This window comes from Streptomyces sp. NPDC087420, assembly GCF_044744165.1.
GTDB lineage: Bacteria > Actinomycetota > Actinomycetes > Streptomycetales > Streptomycetaceae > Streptomyces.
Genome location: NZ_JBIUXU010000003.1, coordinates 157,455 through 175,599, shown reverse-complemented (window position 1 = coordinate 175,599; position 18,145 = coordinate 157,455). Strand labels below are relative to the sequence as shown.

The following is an 18,145-nucleotide window of genomic DNA, read 5'->3' as shown; positions in this document are numbered from 1 at the left end:
ATGGTCGCCCCCGCCCGGTTCCTTGACTGACCGTGGGGCACCGGCGACGCTGCGCGCAGGGTGCGGGCTCCCCGTACCCGTACCTCCGTAGCCGCGGGAGGATCGTGTGCGCCGGCTCGGCAAGGGCATCGGGATCAGCCGTACGTCCCGTCGGGCGGCGGCCCTCGGGATCGTCTGCGTCCTCGGGGCCGGGGCGGCGGCCGGGTGCGGAGGCGGGGCGTCCGACGGGCGTACCACCCTCACCGTCGGGGTCTTCGGGGCCTTCGGATTCGAGGAAGCCGGGCTCTACGAGCGGTACATGACGCTCCGTCCGGACATCGCGGTCAAGCAGACCTCCATCCAGCGCAATGAGAACTACTACCCCCAGCTCCTCACCCACCTGGGCAGCGGCAGCGGACTCGCCGACATCCAGGCCGTCGAGGTCAGCAACATCGCCGAGGTCACCGCCACCCAGTCCGGCAAGCTGATCGACCTCGGCGCGGCGGCGGGCGTGGACCGGGGCGCCTTCCTGCCGTGGAAGTGGGCGCAGGCCACGGACCGTCACGGCAGGACCCTCGGCCTCGGCACCGACATCGGGCCGCAGGCCATCTGCTACCGCAAGGACCTCTTCGCCAAGGCCGGCCTGCCCACCGACCGCGCGGCCGTGGGGCGGCTCTGGGCGGGCGACTGGGGGAAGTACCTGGCCGCCGGCAAGCGGTACCGGGCGAAGGCGCCCCGGGGCACGGCCTTCGTGGACTCGGCGAGCGGCGTGATGGCCGCCGTGACCGGCAGCGCCCCGCACCGCTTCTACGACCGGCGCGGGAAGGTCGTCTACCGGACCAGTACGACGGTACGGAAGGCCTGGCGCACCGCCGCCCGGTTCGCGGCCTCCGGCCTGACCGCCAAGCTCCAGCAGTTCACGCCCGCCTGGGACCAGGGGTTCGCCAACGCGTCCTTCGCCACCGTCTCCTGCCCCGCCTGGATGCTCGGCTACATCCAGGACAAGTCCGGGGCGGCGGGCCGTAACCGGTGGGACGTGGCCGCCGCGCCCCGTCCCGGCAACTGGGGCGGCTCGTTCCTCGTCGTGCCCAGGACCGGCCGCCACACGAAGGAGGCCGCCGCGCTGGCCGCCTGGCTGACCGCCCCCGCCCAGCAGGCGACGCTCTTCGCCGAGCGGGGCAGCTTCCCGAGCGCGCGGGCCGCGTACGCGCTGCCCGTGGTGTCCGGCGCCCGGCACCCGTACTTCGGGAACGCGCCCATCGGGCGGATCTTCTCCGAGGCCGCGCGGGGCGTCCCCGTACAGATCGTCGGACCGAAGGATCTGCTCATCGCCCAGAACCTGTCCGACGTCGGGATGCTCCAGGTCGACCAGAAGGGCACGTCCTCGGAGGACGGCTGGGACGCCGCCGTGAAGGCCATCGACAACGCGCTCGACCTGTGACGAGCGAGGCCCCGGCCGCCGGTGGTGCGCCGGTCGCCGGTGGCGCGCCGGTCGCCGGTGAGGCGCCGGCCGGTGGAGCGCCGGCCGCCGGTGAGGCGCCGGCCGGTGGCGCGCCCGTCGCCGGTGAGGCGCCGGCCGGTGGAGTGCCAGCCGGTGGAGTGCCAGCCGGTGAGGTGTCCGTCGCCGCTCCCCCCGAAGCGGGGTACGCCGGCCTCCGCGATGAGCGGCGGCGCGCCCGCCGCAGTCGACGGCACCGCCGTGACCTGCGCTGGAGCCCGTACGTCTTCGTCGCCCCGTTCTTCACCTTCTTCGCCGTCTTCGGGCTCTTCCCCCTGCTCTACACCGGCTGGGCCGCGCTCCACCGCGTCGAACTGACCTCGCCCGACCACATGGAGTGGGTGGGCCCGCGCAACTTCTCGCGGCTGCTGGACGACGACTTCTTCTGGAACGCGCTGGCCAACACCGTCACCATCGGTCTGCTCTCCACCGTCCCGCAGCTGATGATCGCCCTCGGCCTCGCGCACCTGCTCAACCACCGCCTGCGCGGCTCGGCGTTCTTCCGGGTCGCCGTGCTCACGCCGTACGCCACCTCGGTCGCCGCCGCGACCCTCGTCTTCGTGCTGCTCTTCGGCCGCGACCACGGGCTGATCAACTGGGCGCTGGGAGCGGCCGGTCTCGACGCGGTCGACTGGCAGAACGGCGACTGGACCTCCCGGATCGCGGTCTCCACGATCGTCGTCTGGCGGTGGACCGGCTACAACGCGCTGATCTATCTGGCGGCCATGCAGTCCGTCCCCGGCGACCTGTACGAGTCGGCGGCCCTGGACGGGGCCTCCCGGTGGCAGCAGTTCGTCCATGTGACCGTGCCGTCGCTGCGGCCGACCATCCTCTTCACCTGTGTGGTCTCCACGATCGGCGCGACACAGTTGTTCGGGGAGCCGCTGCTCTTCAACGGCGGCGCGGGCGCGACGGGCGGGGTGAACCACCAGTACCAGACCCTCGGGCTCTACCTGTACGAGCAGGGCTGGGTGAACCTCCATCTCGGCCGGGCCTCGGCGATCGCCTGGGCGATGTTCCTGATCCTGCTGGTGGTCGGCGCGGTGAACTGGCTGGTCGCCCGGCGGATCGTAGGAGCGGGAGGAGAGCGATGAACCGTACGTCCGAAGGGTGGCGGCAGTTGTCCGGCGGCCGGGTCGCGCACGCCGTGCTGATCCTCTTCGCCGCCGGGTCGCTCTTCCCCCTCGTCTGGACGGCGGTCGCGGCCTCCCGTACCAGCGGCCGGCTCGCGCAGACCCCGCCGCCGTTCTGGTTCGGCGGCCATCTCCTCAAGAACCTGGAGATCGCCTGGACCGACGCCAACCTCGGTACGGCCCTGATCAACACGACCGTCGTCGCGGGCAGCGTCGCGGCGGGGACGGTGTTCTTCTCGACGCTCGCCGGGTTCGCCTTCGCCAAGCTGCGCTTCCGCTTCCGGAACGCGCTGCTGGCGCTGGTGATCGGCACGATGATGGTGCCGCCGCAGCTCAGCGTCGTCCCCCTGTACCTGCTGATCGCCGAGCTGTCCTGGACGGACCGGCTCCAGTCCGTCGTCCTGCCCGGCCTGGTCAGCGCCTTCGGGGTGTTCTTCATGCGGCAGTACCTGACGGGGGCGCTGCCCACCGAGCTGATCGAGGCGGCCCGGGTGGACGGCGCGAGCAGCTGGCGGGTGATGTGGCACGTCGTCTTCCCGGCCGCGCGGCCGGCGATGGCGGTGCTGGGGATGCTGACCTTCGTGATGGCCTGGAACGACTTCTTCTGGCCGATCATCGCGCTGACGCAGAGCGGCAACCCGACCGTGCAGGTGGCGCTGACCGGGCTCGGCCGCGGTTACATCCCCGACCAGTCGGTGATCATGGCGGGCGCGCTGCTCGGCACCCTGCCGCTGCTGCTGGCGTTTGTGGTGTTCGGCAGGCACATCGTGGGCGGGATCATGCAGGGCGCGGTCAAGGGCTGACCGTCGGTATGAGAGCGGTACGCGCCCCGGCCGGGTGGGGGGTTCGGGGATCCGGCCGGGACGCGCGGGGCGGCTGGTGGGGGCAGCCGCCCGGAGGGGGAAGGGTCGAGGGGGACGGGGGCGGTCGAGGGGGGACGGCGCTTACGCACGCTAGCCGCTCCGATACCGACAAAAGGCCTGTTCGGGGCGGTGGTTGAGGTTCTTAGGGCGCCCTTAAGGAAGGCATGGGGGCTGTTTAAGAACGTGGTTCAGACGTCGGCGCCCCGGCGGCCCGGCGTGCCGCGTTTCCTCCCGCGCAGCCGGTGACCGCGCGGCTCGCGGGCCGGGCGCCATCCCTCGCGCCCGATCCAGATCCGTACCTCCGTGCCGCCGAGCACGGAGCGTCCGATCCGTACGTCCCCGCCGGTCGACTCCGCGACCCGGCGCACGATGTCCAGGCCGAGGCCCGTGGAGCCCTCCCGGCCGCCGCTGTTGCCCCGTACGAGCGCGGCCTTCGGGTCGGCGATGCCGGGGCCCGCGTCCGAGACGAGGACGATCACCGCGTCCTCGCCGTTGTGCACGTCCACGGAGAACGCGGTGCCCTCCGGCGTGTGCCGGAAGACGTTCCCGAGCAACGCGTCCAGCGCGGCGGTGAGTTCGGGGCGGGCGACCGGGATGCGGATCGGCGCGCCGACCCCCGCGAGCCGTACCTTCCGGCCCTCGTCCTCCGCCAGCGCCGACCAGAAGTCCATGCGCTCGCGGACGACTTCGGAGACGTCACAGCCCACGGCGGGCGTGTGGGCGACCGTGTGGGACGTGGATTCGCGGGCGGTACGGATGATGGTGTCGACCTCGCGCTCCAGCTGCGCGACCGCCGCTCTGGTCTGGTCGGCGGCGGGCCCCTCCCCCAGCGAGGCGGCGTTGAGCCGCAGCACGGTCAGCGGGGTGCGCAGCCGGTGGGAGAGGTCGGCCGCCAGTTCCCGCTCGTTGGCGAGGAGTTGGACGACCTGGTCGGCCATGGAGTTGAACGCGACGGCGGCGGAGCGCAGTTCGGGCGGCCCCTCCTCGGGGACGCGGACCCCGAGCTTGCCCTCCCCCAGGGCGTGGGCGGCGCCCGCGAGCCGCTGCGCGGGCTCGACCATGCGCAGGCCGAGGCGGTCGGCGACGGTCACCGAGCCGACGATCAGCGCGATGCCCACGCCCGCGAGGACCAGCCAGGCGGTGGTGACCCCGTTGGAGACCTCCGGCTCGGGGACGTACACCTCCACGATCGCGATCCAGTTGGAGCCGAGGCTGGATCCGAGGGCGGTGGGCTGGAGCAGCGCGAAGCCGCCGGGGACGTCGGTGATGGAGGCGCGGCCGAGCCGCCGTACGGTCGCGAGGTCCTTCTCGGCGGCCCGGCGTGTGCCCAGCTCCAGCGGGAGGCTGCCCGGTTCGCCCGAGGCCGGGACGTGGACGGCCATCTTGCCGTCGGCGCCGGCCTGGGTGGAGGCGATCGCGCGGTCGAGCTGGTCGCGGTCGGAGGTGATGGAGAGGGTGGGGCCGATGGCGGCGGCCTGCCGTTCGGCGTTGGTGAAGGCCCGGTCCCTGGCCATCTCCTTGATGACCATGCCCAGCGGCACGGCGAAGGCGATCACGACCATCACCGTGACGGCCAGGGAGACCTTGATCAGTGCCCACCTCATACGGGCCGCTCCGTGGCCGGGGGTTCGAGCTTCACGCCGACCCCCCGCAGGGTGTGCAGGTAGCGGGGTCTGGCGGCCGTCTCGCCCAATTTGCGGCGCAGCCAGGACAGGTGGACGTCGATGGTCTGGTCGTCGCCGTACGACTGCTGCCAGACCTCGGCGAGCAGTTCCTTGCGGGGGACGACCACGCCGGGGCGCCCGGCGAGGAAGGTCAGCAGGTCGAACTCGCGCCGGGTGAGGTCGAGGCGGGTGCCGTCCAGCTCGGCCTGGCGGCGCAGCGGGTCGATGGCGAGGCCGCCGACGCGGATGACGCGGGGGGACGCGGCCTCGCCCGAGGACGCGCGGGAGCGGCGCAGGACGGCCGCCATGCGGGCCGACAGGTGCTCGACGGAGAAGGGTTTGGTGAGGTAGTCGTCGGCCCCGTCGTTGAGGAGCCGGACGATCTCGGTCTCGTCGTCGCGGGCGGTGGCGATGATCACCGGTACGTCGGTGATGCCGCGCAGCATCTTGAGCGCCTCCGACCCGTCGAGATCGGGCAGGCCGAGGTCGAGAATGACCACGTCGAAGTGGAAATGGGCCACTTCGCGCAACGCCTCCAGGGCCGTCCCGACACTGCGTACGGTGTGGGAGGCCTCGGTCAAGTGCCTGATGAGGGCGGAGCGTACGAACTGGTCGTCCTCGACCACGAGCACACTGGGCATGGGCGGCACCGTACGCCATTCGGGGGATACCGGCAGGCGGTTCCCCGTCGCACCCCCGGTGGTGCACCATGGGCCCCGATGCGTATCGGACTCGTACACGCCATTGCGTGGTCGCTCGCGACCGGCGCCGCCGTCACGCTGTCGTGGTGGGGTGTGCACACGGTGATGGCCGGGACGGCGTACGACCCGCCGCGCGCGGTGCCGATCGGCAAGGACAGCGCGACGACGCAGGGCGCCCGGCCGGTCGTGTCGTCCACGCACCGTCCGCCGAGCCCGTCGCCGTCCCCGCCGTCCCCCTCGGCGCCGAAGCCGGAGAAGTCGGTGAGGCCCTCCCCGACGCTCTCCTTCACTCCCGTTCCCGTTCCGTCCCAGAGCTACGGCGGCCCGGCCTCGAAACCCGCGGCCAAGCCGTCCTCGGCCCCGTCGGGCGACGTGAAGAGCTACACGGTCGACGGCGGCCGGGTGGTCCTGGACATCGGTGAGGCCGCGGCGGAGCTGGTCTCGGCGACGCCGGACGCGGGCTGGCAGATGCAGGTGTGGACCCAGCCGACCTGGATCCGGGTGACGTTCACCCGCGACGGCCGGGAGGTGTCGGTCTTCTGCACCTGGCACGACCACCCGCCGCTGGTGGAGTTCGACGACCGCTGAGGGCCGTTCGCGTCCCGCGAGGGCTCCCCGGCGTCAGGCCAGGACCAGGGAGACGAGTTCGTCGATGAACGACCGGCGCTCCTCGGTGGTCAGTCCCCGCTGGATGCTGTGCAGCAGCGCGACCCGCCCGTACACGGCGACGAAGACCATGACCGCCGCCCGGTCGCTGGGCAGGCGCAGGGTGTGCCCGGCCTCCTCGCACCTGGCGAAGGCGGCGGTGAGCGCCTCCACGACGTCGATGAGCACGGGCGGCGCGGCGGACCGGGGCTCGCCGGAACCGTTGCCCAGCACGAGCCGGTGGTGGCCGGGGTTGTCCGTGGCGAAATCGCAGTACGCGTACAGCTGGGCGTGTACGCGGCCCGCCACGTCCTCCGGAGGCACCGCTTCGTCCGCCGCCCGCATCAGTGCCCTGAGCCGGGCGTGCTCGTGGTCCATCAGCCCCTGGACCAGTGCCGTCCGGTCGGTGAAGTGGTGGTAGATGCTGGCGGGGGCGATGCCGACCGCGCGGGCGACCCCGCGGATGGTGAGGCCGTCCTCGCCCCCGAGCCCGGAGAGCAGGCGGCCGGCCGCGTCCAGGATCTCGACGCGCAGACGTTCGCCCTCGCCCCAGCGGTTACGCGTCCGTTCTGGCTTGATGTCCACGTCGTCTGGCACGAGGCCATTCTTACCGCATGCGGTGGACGCGGGGGGGGAGGGCCGCCGGGGCATGTGCGGCCGCCCCGCCGCGACGCGGTGCGAGCGCGTCGTCAGGGGTGCGCAGGAGGTGGACGCCGGCGAGTTCGTGCCGCTGCGGGAGGGAGCGGCGTCGAGGCCGGTCGCGGCCCGGCCCAGGGCGCGCCGAGACCGGCGAGGTGGTCCGCACGCCGGAGGGCCGTGCGGTCCGGGGTCGAGGCGCCCGCAACAACGATCTGCGACAGACCGCTCACGACTCGGCCAGCTCGATGGCGAGCGCGGGACAGACGCGGGCCGCCTCGCGGGTGTCCGCGTGCTGGTCGGCGGGCGGATTCGGGTCCAGCAGCACGGCGATGCCGTCCTCGTCACGCTGGTCGAACACCTCCGGCGCGGCCAGGACACACTGCCCGGAGCCGACACACTTGTCCTGATCGAGGACGACCTTCATCGCGCTGATCCTTTCCGTTTCCTCTTCCCGTTCGCGACGTCACCCGGTGAGCGGGTCACCCGGGTCACCAGGTCACCGGGAGCTCGTGCACCCCGTAGACCAACATGTCGTGCTTGAACCTCAGCTCCCCGGACGGCTTCGCGAGGGCCAGGGTGGGGATGCGGCGGTACAACGTGCTGTAGACGACCTGGAGTTCGACCCGGGCCAGGGGCTGGCCGAGGCACTGATGGACGCCGAATCCGAACGCGACGTGGTGCCGCGCGTCGCGGCCGATGTCGACGGCGTCCGGATCCGGGAAGACCGCCCCGTCGCGGTTGGCGACGTCGGTGGCGGCGATGATGCCCTCGCCCGCGCGGATCAACTGCCCGCCGATCCGCAGGTCTTCGAGCGCGACCCGGCGCCGCCCGGAATGGACGATGCTGAGGTGGCGCAGGAGTTCCTCGACGGCGTTCGCGACGGCCCTGGGGTTGTCGGCCGCGCGGAGCCGGTCCAGCTGCTCCGGGTTCTCCAGCAGCACGACCGTACCCAGGCCGATCATGTTGGCGGTGGTCTCGTGCCCGGCCACCAGCAGCAACAGGCCCATGGCCGCGATCTGTTCACGGCTCATCCGGCCGGTGCCCAGCTGCTCGACGGCCAGCCGGCTGAGGACGTCCGGTGCGGGGTCGGCCTTCTTCCGGTCCACGAGGTCGGCGAGATAGCCGGTCATCTCCGCCACCGCCGCGACGGCCTGCGCCGGGGTGGCCTCGCGCGACACCATCGTCCTGCTGAGCCGGTGGAAGAGGTCACGGTCGGCGTACGGGACGCCGAGCAGCTCGCAGATGACCAGCGAGGGCACCGGCAGGGCGAACTCGTGCACGAGGTCGGCGGGTTTCGGCCCGGCGAGCAGATCGTCGATCAGGCCGTCGACGATCTGCTGGATCCGCGGCCGCAGCGCCTCCATCTTCTTGATCATGAAGTCCGACGTGAGGAGACGGCGCTGGGCGGCGTGTTCGGGATCGTCCAGCGTGATGAAGGACTTGGCCTGCCCCAGCCGGGCGGCCGAGCCTTCGGTGGCGTGCGGGTAGCCCGGCAGTCCGGAGTCGGCGCTCACCCGGGGATCGGCGAGCACGGCCCGTACGTCCTCGTAGCGGGTGATCAGCCACGGTGTGCTGCCGTCCCAGAGCGTGACCCGGGAGACCGGCGCCTCGTGCTGGATCCTGCGCAGCTCGGGCGGCGGGTCGAAGGGGCAGCCGCGGGCCATCGGGAAATCGGGAGCGGGTGTACGTACATGTGCAGGTGTGGGGGAAACGCTTTCCGTCACCATGGACTCCTGCGGAGAGTTACCAAACCATTGTTCGGGAAGTTGCTGAACAAACGTTAGGCAACGTCATTCGCGCTGTCCAGGACCGGTGGCTTCCTTTGATCAAAACCGGCCACGGCATACGTCGGAGCCGCGTAGGAGCCGGGAGCTACGAGAAGGCACCCGCGGGCGGCGGCGGGGACGGCTTGGCGCTCGCGTCGGTGACGACCGCCGCTCCGCCGGTGAAGTCCCTGAGGGCGCGGCCGTGTTCGACCCGGCCGGGGTGCGGGTCGCCCGCGATGCGGCGGGTCAGTTCCGTGACCGGCAACTCCCGGTCGGACGCGAGGAGTACGGCGTTGCCGAAGCGGCGGCCCCGCAGGACCGTCGGGTCCGCGGCCAGCGCGAGATGGCCGAACAGCGAGGCGGCGGTGGCGATCTGGCCGCGCAGGTGGGCGAGGGGAGGCCCGTCGGCGAGGTTGGCGGCGTAGCAGCCGTCCGGTGCGAGGACCCGCCGTACCCCGGTCAGGAATTCGGCGCTGGTGAGGTGCGCGGGGGTACGGGCTCCGCCGAACACGTCGGCGATCACCAGGTCCGCCCAGCCGTCCGGCACCTTCCCGAGAGCGGCCCTGGCGTCCGCGGACCTGACCTTGATCCGGGCCTGGGGGTCCAGCGGGAGCCGGTCACGGACGAGCTGGACGAGGGCAGCGTCGACCTCCACGACCTGCTGGGTGGAGCGGGGCCGGGTGGCGGCGACGTACCGGGCGAGGGTGAACGCCCCGCCGCCGAGGTGCAGGACACGCAGGGGCTGGTGGGCGGGGGCCACGAGGTCGGCGACATGGCCGAGTCTGCGCTGGTACTCGAAGGACAGGTGGGCGGGGTCGTCCAGATCCACGTGGGACTGCGGGGCGCCGTCGATCAGCAGCGTCCAGGCGCGGGGGCGCTCCCGGTCCGGTACGAGCTCGGCGAGGCCGCCGTCGACCGGTGCGGTCACCGTCTCGGCCGTACCTCGTCCGCCCCGCCTGTTCCTGGCCATCCCCCCAGTATCGGCCCGGCGGCGGGCTCGGCCCACCGGCGGGTGCGGGGGTTCGGCGGGGGTCGCGGCGGACATGCGGGTGTCCGGCGGGGGTGCGGGCCCCTGCGCCGGGTGTGTGACGGGTGTCGCCGGGCGTGGGACAGGTGTCGCCGGGCGTGGGACAGGTGTCGCCGGGCGTGGGACGGGTGTCCCGGTGCCGGCCTACCGGCAGCGGTCCGCCGCCTCGATGAGTCGCGCCGCCTCGCCGAGCGCCGCGCGCAGGACCGCCGGGTCCGTGACGGGGTCGGAGGACTCCGGCGGCAGCAGCCAGCCCGTGCCGGTGACCGGCGGTGCCTCGGCGGGGGTACGCGGACCGCCTCCGCCCGTCCGCGTACAGGCACTGCCGGGGACGTCCCAGCCCTCCGCCGTGCCGGGCGGCACGAGGAAGCCGAGGGTGTGACAGGAGCCGTCGTGCAGGACGGGCCCCACCGAAGGCGTGGCCCCGCGCCGGAGGATGTCCACCGCCTCAAGACCCTGCCGGGCCGGGACCGTCACCAGGTCCAGCGCCTCGCCACCGTCGTGCTCGGGCGCGTATCGGTCTCCATACCGACCTCCACCTCCACCTCCACCTAACAAGGGAACCCTCCTCGTCGAGTGGAGACGCGTTGAGCGTCTCCATAGTCTCCATAGGGTTCAACGTCCGCCGGCGTCAACAGCTACGGAGGCACACCGCCGCAAAGGATGGCAGTTCATGGCAGATCGTGGGTGAGATATCCGGTTTGTAGGCAAACACCGTATGTGCCCCCCGTCCCAGGAGGTACGTTCTTGCCCGCCGGACCACCGGAGCACAGGAGAGGGCTCGGCCATGGCGTCGTCTCGGGCAGTTCCCAACCTCCCCTTCCGCCGGCAGCGCGGACAGCGCTCGCCGGGGGAGTTCGCCGCGGCCGTGCGCAGGGCAGCCCGGGAGATCGGTGAACACGTCGCGTGCGACGCACGTTATATCGGTCGGGTGGAAGCGGGTGAGATCCGCTGCCCCAACTACGCGTACGAACGGGTCTTCCTGCACATGTTCCCCGGGCTGACCCTGACCGACCTGGGCTTCACGGCACGCGAGCACGTTCGCGGCCGCGCGGCGCGGGTACCCGTGGAGCAGCCCGCCCACGACCCGGGACACAGCGAGATCAGCGAGATCAGCAAGGAGAGCGACGTGCTGCGTCGCGCATTCATGACCAGCGGTTCCGTCACCATGGCCGCCGCGACCCTGGGCCTCGGCGGTACGGCCGCCGTGGCCGCGCCCTCGATCCCCGCCCCGCGCCGGATCGGTGACACCGAAGTGGCCACCGTCGAGGCGGCGGTACGGCGGATCCGCCTGCTGGACGACCGGCACGGCGCCGACGGGCTCTACCGCCAGGCGGCGGTGCCGCTGCGCACGGCGTACGCGCTGCTCGACGCGGGGACGGCGACCCGGCAGTCCACCACCGACCGGCTGCACTCCGGCGCGGGCGAGTTGTCGATCTCGGTGGGCTGGCTCGCGCACGACTCGGGACGCTTCGACGACGCCCGGTCGCACTACGCGGAGGCGCTCGCGACCGCGCGGGTCGCGGGCGACCCGGCGCTGGAGGCGCACGCGTTCTGCAACACGTCGTTCCTGGCGCGGGATTCGGGCCGGTACCGGGAGGCGTTACGGGCCGCGCAGGCGGGCCGGAGCGCGGCCAGGCACCTGTCGTCCGCCCGCCTGCTGTCGCTGCTGGCCCTGCGGGAGGCGGGCGGCTGGGCGGGGCTCGGCGACCGTACGAACTGTGAACAGGCCCTGTCCCAGGCCCACACACTTTTCGGCCGCGGCCCCTCGGACGCGGACCCCGAGTGGATGTCCTTCTTCGGCGAACCGGAACTGGAGGCCCTGGAGGCGCAGTGCCACGCGGCGCTGGGCGACTGGTCGCGGGCGGCCCGGCACGCGTACCGCGCCTCCGTACTCCAGGATCCGCACTTCACCCGCAACCTCGCGCTCTACCGGGCCGAGTTGGCCACGGACCTGGCGCGCGCGGGCCGGCCGGACGAGGCCGCGGCGGCGGGGCGGCAGGTGCTCGACCTGCTGGACGAGGTCCAGTCGTCCCGGATCCAGGGGATGCTGGCGGTGACGGCCCGGCTGCTGCTGCCACGACGGCGGTCGCCGGAGGTGGCGGCGTTCCTGGAGCGGCACGCGGCCGTGTAGCGCCACGGGGCCGCGCACCACGCACACGCGGGGGGCGGGTCAGCCCACCAGGTGCGCCGTGTCGTTCCAGACCTCGATCGCCGGGCTGCCGTACGCCCAGTTGAGGACGGACACGGACGTCGGGTCCAGTCGTATGCGGGCCGCGAACGACACGTCCTCGCCCAGCCAGCGCGCGCCGATCGCCCGCAGGATGTGGCCGTGGGCGAAGACCAGGACGTCACGGTCGGCCGAGCGCGCCCAGGCCACCACCTCGTCCGCGCGGGCGGCGACCTGCGCCAGGCTCTCGCCGTCCGGGACCCCGTCGCGCCAGATGAACCAGTCGGGCCGCGCGGCCTTGATCTCGGCCGGGGTCAGCCCCTCGTACGCGCCGTAGTCGAACTCCATCAGCGCGTCCCACTCCGTGGCGCGCTCCCCGAACCCCGCGAGTTCACACGTCTCGCTCGCGCGGACCAGCGGGCTGGTGCGGACCTCGGTGCCGGCGAGCCCGGACCACGGCGCGCGGTGCAGGCGCTCGCCCAGCAGCGCGGCGCCGCGCCTGCCCTCGTCGAGGAGCGGAATGTCCGTCCTGCCGGTGTGGCGGCCGGAAAGTGACCAGGCCGTCTGGCCGTGCCGGGCCAGCAGGACGCGCGGTGCCATCGGGGCTCTCCCTGGAGTTCACAACGGGTGCCGCCCCATCATCGCGTACCTGAACATTGGGCAACCCCCAGGGGGATATCGGCGTCCTCTTTCGGGGAGAAGGTGATGTTGTCGAACGTTGATCCGGGAGGACACCCGGCCGTAACGTCCGACAGGCCGCACCGTACGGTTGAACGTCGGCCGAAAACCGTATGACAACATGATGGAGATCGTCCGGATGCCGTACAGCGCCAGCGCGGAGACCAGGCCGCACCCCCGGCCTCGGCTCCGGCTCCGGCCGCGCTGGTGGGCCGAGCTGGTGCTGATCGTCGCCGTCTACGCCGCGTACTCGGCGGGACGGCTGATGGCGCGCGGCGACGTGTCCACGGCGGTCGACCACGGCCTGGCGATCCTGCGGATCGAGAAGGCGTTGCGCATCAACGCCGAACACCCGCTGAACCGGCTCTTCACCAGCACCCCCGCCCTGGGCATACCCGCCGACTTCGCCTATGCCTCGCTGCACTACCTGGTCACTCCGGTGGTGCTCGTGTGGATCTTCCGCAGCCGCCCCGCCCGCTACCGGGCCGCCCGTACGTGGCTGATGCTCTCCACCCTCCTGGGACTCATCGGCTTCACCCTGCTGCCGACCTGCCCGCCCCGGCTCCTGGAGGCCGGGCACGGCTTCGTGGACACGATGGCGCAGTACAGCTCGTACGGCTGGTGGGGGGCGCAGGCGAGCGCGCCGCGCGGGCTCGGCGGGATGACCAACCAGTACGCGGCGATGCCGAGTCTGCACGTCGGGTGGGCCGTGTGGTGCGGGGTGCTGTTGTGGCGGCACGCGCGTACGCCGTTCATGCGGTGGGTGGGGGTCGCCTATCCCGTGGTCATCACGATCGTCGTGATGGGCACGGCGAACCACTACTTCCTGGACGCGGTGGCGGGTGTCGTGGTGATGGCGGCGGGGGCGCTGCTGACCCGGCCCGCCCTGCGTCTGGCGGACCGCCTGTGGGCCGCGCTGCCGTTCGCGCCCGCCGAAGCGCCCGCCGGGCCGCCCGCCCCGTCCCGCCGGTCCCTCCCGTCCGCCAAACCCCCGATTGTCAGCGGCGGATGCGACACTTCCGCGGGTGACCGATTCCCTGGGCAGCGGACCCGCACCAGCGCTCCCTCCAGCCCCTCCGTCCCCGCCGCCTCCTCCGCGGACGACGCTGCGGCAACGGCTCGCTGAGCTGCGCGGCCCGGCTGTCGCGCCGCATCCCCTGGACGCCCGCGCCCTGGCCGCCCTCGCGGCCAATCCCGGCTGCCGCCGCCGCGCCCTGCTGGACGGCGCCGGGGTCGACAAGGCGGCGCTCGCGACGGCGCTGGGCTCCCCCGCCCCCTTCGGCCAGTCCCAGTTCGCGTTCATGCGCGGGAACGCGTTCGAGGCCAAGGTCAAGGCGGACGGCGGTACGGAACTGATGCGCCTGGTCGCCGAGCGGCTGGGCGCCACCCCGCCCGCGCCCGATGAGGTCCTCGTACCCGATCTGTCGGCGGCGGGCCCCGAGGGGCGTACGGCCAGGACGGCGCTCGCGCTGCGCGAGGCGGCGGAGGCGGGAGCCTGGACGCTGCTGGACCATCCGCTGCTGGTCCTGGAGGTGGCGGGCTCACCGGCGTATCTGGAGCCGGACGCGGTGGTGGTACGGCCCGACGGGCGGTGGACGGTCGTCGAGATCAAGTCCTTCCCGATGATCGACGGCTCGGCGGACGCGGCGAAGGTGGGCGCGGCGGCGCGCCAGGCGGCGGTGTACGTGCTGGCGCTGGAACGGGTCGCCGTCCGTACGGAAGGCGCGGAGGTGGACCACCGGGTGCTGCTGGTCTGCCCGAAGGACTTCTCGAACCTGCCGACGGCGTCGGTGGTCGACGTACGGAAACAGCTGTCGGTGACCCGGCGGCAGCTGACCCGGCTGACCCGGATCGAGGACATCGCGGACGCGCTCCCGGAGGGCACGACGTTCGACGTGGCGCAGTGCTCGGGCGCGGAGCTGACGGCGGCCGTGGAGTCGGTCACGGCGGCGTACGCGCCCGAGTGCCTGGCGGCCTGCGAGCTGGCGTTCCACTGCCGGGGCAGGGCGCGCACGGACGGCGCGGTGGAGGCGCTGGGCCGGAGCGTACGGGGGGAGCTGGGCGGCCTGACGACGGTCGGCGCGGTTCTCGCGGCGGCCCGGGGCGAGTCGGGCGACCCGGACGATCCGACGGTCGTGGCGCTGCGCAGGGCGGCGGGTCTGCGGGCGGAGGCGCTGGCGGAGGCGCTGGCGGAGGCGGCGGCCCGCGCGGTCGCGTCGGAGGAGGCGGCCGGCGAACTGGTCGCGGCTGTGCCTTCCGGGTCCTCCGGGTCCTCCGGGCAGGCGGCTTCCGGTGGGGCTCAAGGCCGTCCGCGAGGGGAGGACTGATGTCGCTGATCGGTACGCTCGCCCGGCTGGAGGCCATGGAGAGCGGGCGCGCGCGGCCCCTGGCCACCGTGCGGCACCGGCGGATCTCCGGCCGGCCGCTCGTGCTGGTGCCGCTGACCACGTCCGGCGAGGCCGGCGCCCCGCTCGGCGCGCTCGTCGGGACGGACCGGGACGCCCCCCGGCTGCTGACCGTCGCGCAGCCGCGCGACCGTGACCTGCGGTTCGCCTTCCTCGCCGAGCTGGCCGAATCCGTACTGCCGTACGTGGACGCGTACGCGGACGTCGTGGAGGCCGCCGAGCGCAACGAGACCGACCCGGAGAGCGGGAAGCGCGTCAAGGTCGAGGTCGAGCTGTGCGCGGACGCGCCGCAGTTGATCGTGCCGAGCAGGCCGGGGATCGATTTCGTACGGCTGCTGGGGCGCTCGATGCGGTTCCGGCGTACGGCGGAGGACGACCCGGAGACGCCGTACCCCGCGCCCCCGCGTGTGCCGCTCCTGGGCCGCTGGCTGACGCACTACGGCGAGCGCGCGCGGGTCCCCGGGTCCTCGCTGCTGCTCGCGACGACCGACCTGCTGAACCGGCACTGGGCGACGGGGCAGTCCAACCTGGAGGACCAGCACCTGGGGGCGCTCCTCGCGTGGATCGACCCGCCGGCCGGCTCCTCCGGCGAGGAGGCCGCGCTCCGCGCCGAGCTGGAGCGCGACCGGGACGGTCAGCTGGTGTGCCCGCCGGCCGGCCCCGCCACGGACCCGGCGTTCGACAACCGGCTGCTCGCCCCGGCGATCGAGCGCTACGACAGCGCCCGCCAGGCGCTGGCCGCCGCCGAGGACGGGCCGGGCGCGGACGAACAGCTCGCCCGCCTCACCACGGCCGAGCGGGAGATCCGCCGGCTGCTCGCCGGGGTCATGCGCCCCACCTGGGACGCGGTGTGGCACGGCCTCGACCTGCTGGCGGAGCTGCCCGAGGGGGCCAGGGTCACGGACCGCTGGACGCGCGACCGCTGGTCGTTCACCGGCCATCGCGACCGGGTGCGGGCCGGCGAGCCGCCGCAGCCGCGCCGCGACGACGCGGTGACGGCCGCCCAGAAGCTCGCCTCGCGGGAGACCGCGCAGGGGCAGCTGGAGGCGCAGGAGGCCCTGGACGACCCGCTGGTGCTCGCGGGGCGCCGACTGGCCGGGGAGGCGTTCCTGGGCGAGGTGACGGAGGTGGAGATGGCGTACAGCGACAGCAAGCGGCCCTCACCGCGCCCGCTGGTCACCGTCCTGACCGACGACCTGCCGCATCTGGGCCACCGGACGAAGGTGTTCCGTTCGCTGGACGGCAAACCGCAGTCGGCGGAGTTCGTCCGGGCGTACGAGAAGCGGGCGGACGGCGGCGCGGAGGGGGACGACGGCCCCGGGGCGCTGGTGCTGCGGCTCCTGGACCGGATGGGGCGGAGCAAGGACCCCGCGCCCGGCTCCGTACCGGAGAAGGGCGACCTGATCGTCTGGACCCTCTTCGAGCACGACCAGCGCGGCGGCCCCAAGCTGCCGGACCCGGAGGAGACACCGTGGACGCACGGCGGCCCGCCGGGCGGCGAGGCCACCCCCGAGACGCCGGCTCCCGCGCCCGCCCCCGACCCGGTCACGGAGGACGACTTCCTATGAGCAGCAGTACGGACGAGGCCGCACACCCCCGTACGGCAGACGTCTTCGACCCCGGCGCCGCCGCCACGCGCGCCACCGACGCGATCCTGCGTGACACCCTGCACGGCGCCCACCGCGGCGTGGTGGTGGACTCCCCGCCGGGCGCCGGGAAGTCCACGCTGGTCGTGCGCGCCGCCCTCGAACTGGCCGCCGCCGGGCGGCCGCTGATGGTGGTCGCGCAGACCAACGCCCAGGTGGACGACCTGGTCACCCGGCTCGCCGAGAAGGCACCCGACCTGCCGGTCGGCCGGCTGCACAGCAACGACCCGGATCCGTACGACAAGGTCCTCGACGAGCTGCCCAGCGTGCGCAAGTCCGCGAAGGCCGCCGACCTCGCGGGGCTCGACATCGTCATCTCGACGGCCGCGAAGTGGGCCCATGTGCAGGGTGTCGAGCCCTGGCGGCACGCCATCGTGGACGAGGCCTACCAGATGCGGTCCGACGCGCTGCTCGCCGTCGCCGGGCTCTTCGAGCGGGCGCTGTTCGTCGGCGACCCCGGCCAGCTGGACCCGTTCAGCGTGGTGGGCGCGGACCAGTGGGCGGGGCTGTCGTACGACCCGTCCGCCAGCGCCGTGTCCACGCTCCTCGCGCACAATCCGGAGCTGCCCCAGCACCGGCTGCCCGTCTCGTGGCGGCTGCCCGCGTCGGCGGCGCCGCTGGTGTCGGACGCGTTCTACCCGTACACCCCGTTCCGCAGCGGGACGGGCCCCGGTGACCGGAAACTGGCCTTCGGCGTCCCGTCGGACGGCTCGGGGCCCGACCGGGTGCTGGACGAGGCGGCCGGGGCGGGCTGGGGGCTGCTGGAGCTGCCCGCGCGGCGCACGCCCCGTACGGACCCGGAGGCGGTGCGCGCCGTAGCCTTGGTGGTACGGCGGCTGCTGGACCGGGGTGGTGTGGCGACCAGCGAGCGCTCCCCGGAGCCGGTGCCCGTCACGGCCGACCGGATCGCGGTCGGTACGGCCCATCGCGACCAGGCGGCGGCGGTCCGCGCGGCCCTCGCCGAGCTGGGGGTGGAGGGCGTCGCGGTCGACACGGCCAACCGCCTCCAGGGCCGGGAGTTCGACGTCACGGTGGTGCTCCACCCGCTCTCGGGACGGCCGGACGCGACGGCGTTCCATCTGGAGACCGGCAGGCTGTGCGTGCTGGCGTCCCGGCACCGGCACGCGTGTGTGGTGGTCTGCCGGGCCGGGGTGGCGGAGCTGCTGGACGAGCATCCGTCCACGGAACCGGTGCAGCTGGGGGTCACGGTGAAGTTCCCCGACGGCTGGGAGGCGAACCACGCGGTGCTGGCGCGGCTGTCGGAGCACCGGGTGAGCTGGCGGCCGTGAGGGCGAGGGGCCGCTCCCGCCGTGGGGCGGAGCCTTCCCGGC

General features: G+C 73.4%; 17 protein-coding genes. 9 read left to right on the top strand and 8 right to left on the bottom strand.

The features are described 5' to 3' along the window. The first annotated feature begins 106 nt into the window (after nt 1-106). From ACIO1C_RS06880 to ACIO1C_RS06870, 3 genes are all read left to right on the top strand, one after another. The gene (locus ACIO1C_RS06880; protein WP_401859390.1) at nt 107-1,420 is read left to right on the top strand and encodes an ABC transporter substrate-binding protein; all 1,314 of its coding nucleotides are present in this window, start codon (nt 107-109) and stop codon (nt 1,418-1,420) included. 173 nt (nt 1,421-1,593) lie between these two features. Beyond that, nucleotides 1,594-2,571 carry a carbohydrate ABC transporter permease gene (locus ACIO1C_RS06875; RefSeq protein ID WP_401859957.1) on the top strand — a complete coding sequence of 326 codons (978 nt, stop codon included), beginning with the start codon at nt 1,594-1,596 and terminating at the stop codon, nt 2,569-2,571. Then, on the top strand, nt 2,568-3,413 hold the full coding sequence (locus ACIO1C_RS06870) for a carbohydrate ABC transporter permease (protein WP_401859388.1): 846 nt from the start codon (nt 2,568-2,570) through the stop codon (nt 3,411-3,413). The genes ACIO1C_RS06875 and ACIO1C_RS06870 overlap by 4 nt, the downstream gene beginning before the upstream one ends. A 248-nt stretch (nt 3,414-3,661) precedes the next feature. Here ACIO1C_RS06870 and ACIO1C_RS06865 read toward each other — a convergent pair whose 3' ends face one another. Further along, complete coding sequence (locus ACIO1C_RS06865; RefSeq protein ID WP_401859386.1) at nt 3,662-5,077, bottom strand: ATP-binding protein; 1,416 nt, start codon at nt 5,075-5,077, stop codon at nt 3,662-3,664. Next, nucleotides 5,074-5,778: a response regulator transcription factor gene (locus ACIO1C_RS06860; protein ID WP_401859384.1), complete on the bottom strand. Its 705-nt coding sequence runs from the start codon at nt 5,776-5,778 to the stop codon at nt 5,074-5,076. The genes ACIO1C_RS06865 and ACIO1C_RS06860 overlap by 4 nt, the downstream gene beginning before the upstream one ends. A gap of 78 nt (nt 5,779-5,856) precedes the next feature. On the opposite strand from ACIO1C_RS06860, the gene ACIO1C_RS06855 reads away from it, so the two are divergent. Further along, on the top strand, nt 5,857-6,426 hold the full coding sequence (locus tag ACIO1C_RS06855; RefSeq protein WP_401859382.1) for a hypothetical protein: 570 nt from the start codon (nt 5,857-5,859) through the stop codon (nt 6,424-6,426). A 33-nt stretch (nt 6,427-6,459) separates the two neighbouring features. On the opposite strand, the gene ACIO1C_RS06850 is transcribed toward ACIO1C_RS06855, so the two are convergent. The 5 genes from ACIO1C_RS06850 to ACIO1C_RS06830 all read right to left on the bottom strand — a co-directional run bounded on the left by ACIO1C_RS06850 (nt 6,460) and on the right by ACIO1C_RS06830 (nt 10,401). Beyond that, nucleotides 6,460-7,080, bottom strand: coding sequence for a TetR/AcrR family transcriptional regulator (locus ACIO1C_RS06850; protein ID WP_401859381.1), 621 nt, complete (start codon nt 7,078-7,080; stop codon nt 6,460-6,462). Between the two features lie 268 nt (nt 7,081-7,348). After that, nucleotides 7,349-7,546 (bottom strand): ferredoxin, encoded by a 198-nt coding sequence (locus ACIO1C_RS06845; protein WP_401859379.1) that lies wholly within the window; start codon nt 7,544-7,546, stop codon nt 7,349-7,351. Between the two features lie 64 nt (nt 7,547-7,610). Next, complete coding sequence (locus ACIO1C_RS06840) at nt 7,611-8,786, bottom strand: cytochrome P450 (protein WP_401859377.1); 1,176 nt, start codon at nt 8,784-8,786, stop codon at nt 7,611-7,613. Between the two features lie 208 nt (nt 8,787-8,994). Beyond that, on the bottom strand, nt 8,995-9,858 hold the full coding sequence (locus ACIO1C_RS06835; protein ID WP_401859375.1) for a spermidine synthase: 864 nt from the start codon (nt 9,856-9,858) through the stop codon (nt 8,995-8,997). 201 nt (nt 9,859-10,059) lie between these two features. Next, nucleotides 10,060-10,401, bottom strand: a complete 342-nt coding sequence (locus ACIO1C_RS06830; RefSeq protein WP_401859955.1) for a hypothetical protein — start codon at nt 10,399-10,401, stop codon at nt 10,060-10,062. Nucleotides 10,402-10,702: 301 nt separating this feature from the next. On the opposite strand from ACIO1C_RS06830, the gene ACIO1C_RS06825 reads away from it, so the two are divergent. After that, nucleotides 10,703-12,049, top strand: a complete 1,347-nt coding sequence (locus tag ACIO1C_RS06825) for a tetratricopeptide repeat protein (protein WP_401859373.1) — start codon at nt 10,703-10,705, stop codon at nt 12,047-12,049. A 39-nt stretch (nt 12,050-12,088) separates the two neighbouring features. Here the strand turns inward: ACIO1C_RS06825 and ACIO1C_RS06820 are convergent, their stop codons facing one another. Beyond that, nucleotides 12,089-12,685, bottom strand: a complete 597-nt coding sequence (locus ACIO1C_RS06820; protein ID WP_401859371.1) for a histidine phosphatase family protein — start codon at nt 12,683-12,685, stop codon at nt 12,089-12,091. A gap of 217 nt (nt 12,686-12,902) precedes the next feature. On the opposite strand from ACIO1C_RS06820, the gene ACIO1C_RS06815 reads away from it, so the two are divergent. Genes ACIO1C_RS06815 through ACIO1C_RS06800 form a run of 4 tightly spaced genes read left to right on the top strand, consistent with a single transcriptional unit; the run spans nt 12,903 to nt 18,103 of the window. After that, complete coding sequence (locus ACIO1C_RS06815; protein ID WP_401859953.1) at nt 12,903-13,889, top strand: phosphatase PAP2 family protein; 987 nt, start codon at nt 12,903-12,905, stop codon at nt 13,887-13,889. Continuing rightward, entirely contained in the window at nt 13,789-15,090 is a 1,302-nt protein-coding gene (locus ACIO1C_RS06810; RefSeq protein ID WP_401859369.1) for a hypothetical protein, read from the top strand. Before ACIO1C_RS06815 ends, ACIO1C_RS06810 begins: the two co-directional genes overlap by 101 nt. After that, nucleotides 15,090-16,736, top strand: coding sequence for a hypothetical protein (locus ACIO1C_RS06805; RefSeq protein ID WP_401859367.1), 1,647 nt, complete (start codon nt 15,090-15,092; stop codon nt 16,734-16,736). Before ACIO1C_RS06810 ends, ACIO1C_RS06805 begins: the two co-directional genes overlap by 1 nt. Further along, nucleotides 16,733-18,103 (top strand): AAA family ATPase, encoded by a 1,371-nt coding sequence (locus ACIO1C_RS06800; RefSeq protein ID WP_401859365.1) that lies wholly within the window; start codon nt 16,733-16,735, stop codon nt 18,101-18,103. The genes ACIO1C_RS06805 and ACIO1C_RS06800 overlap by 4 nt, the downstream gene beginning before the upstream one ends. Nucleotides 18,104-18,145: the final 42 nt, after the last annotated feature.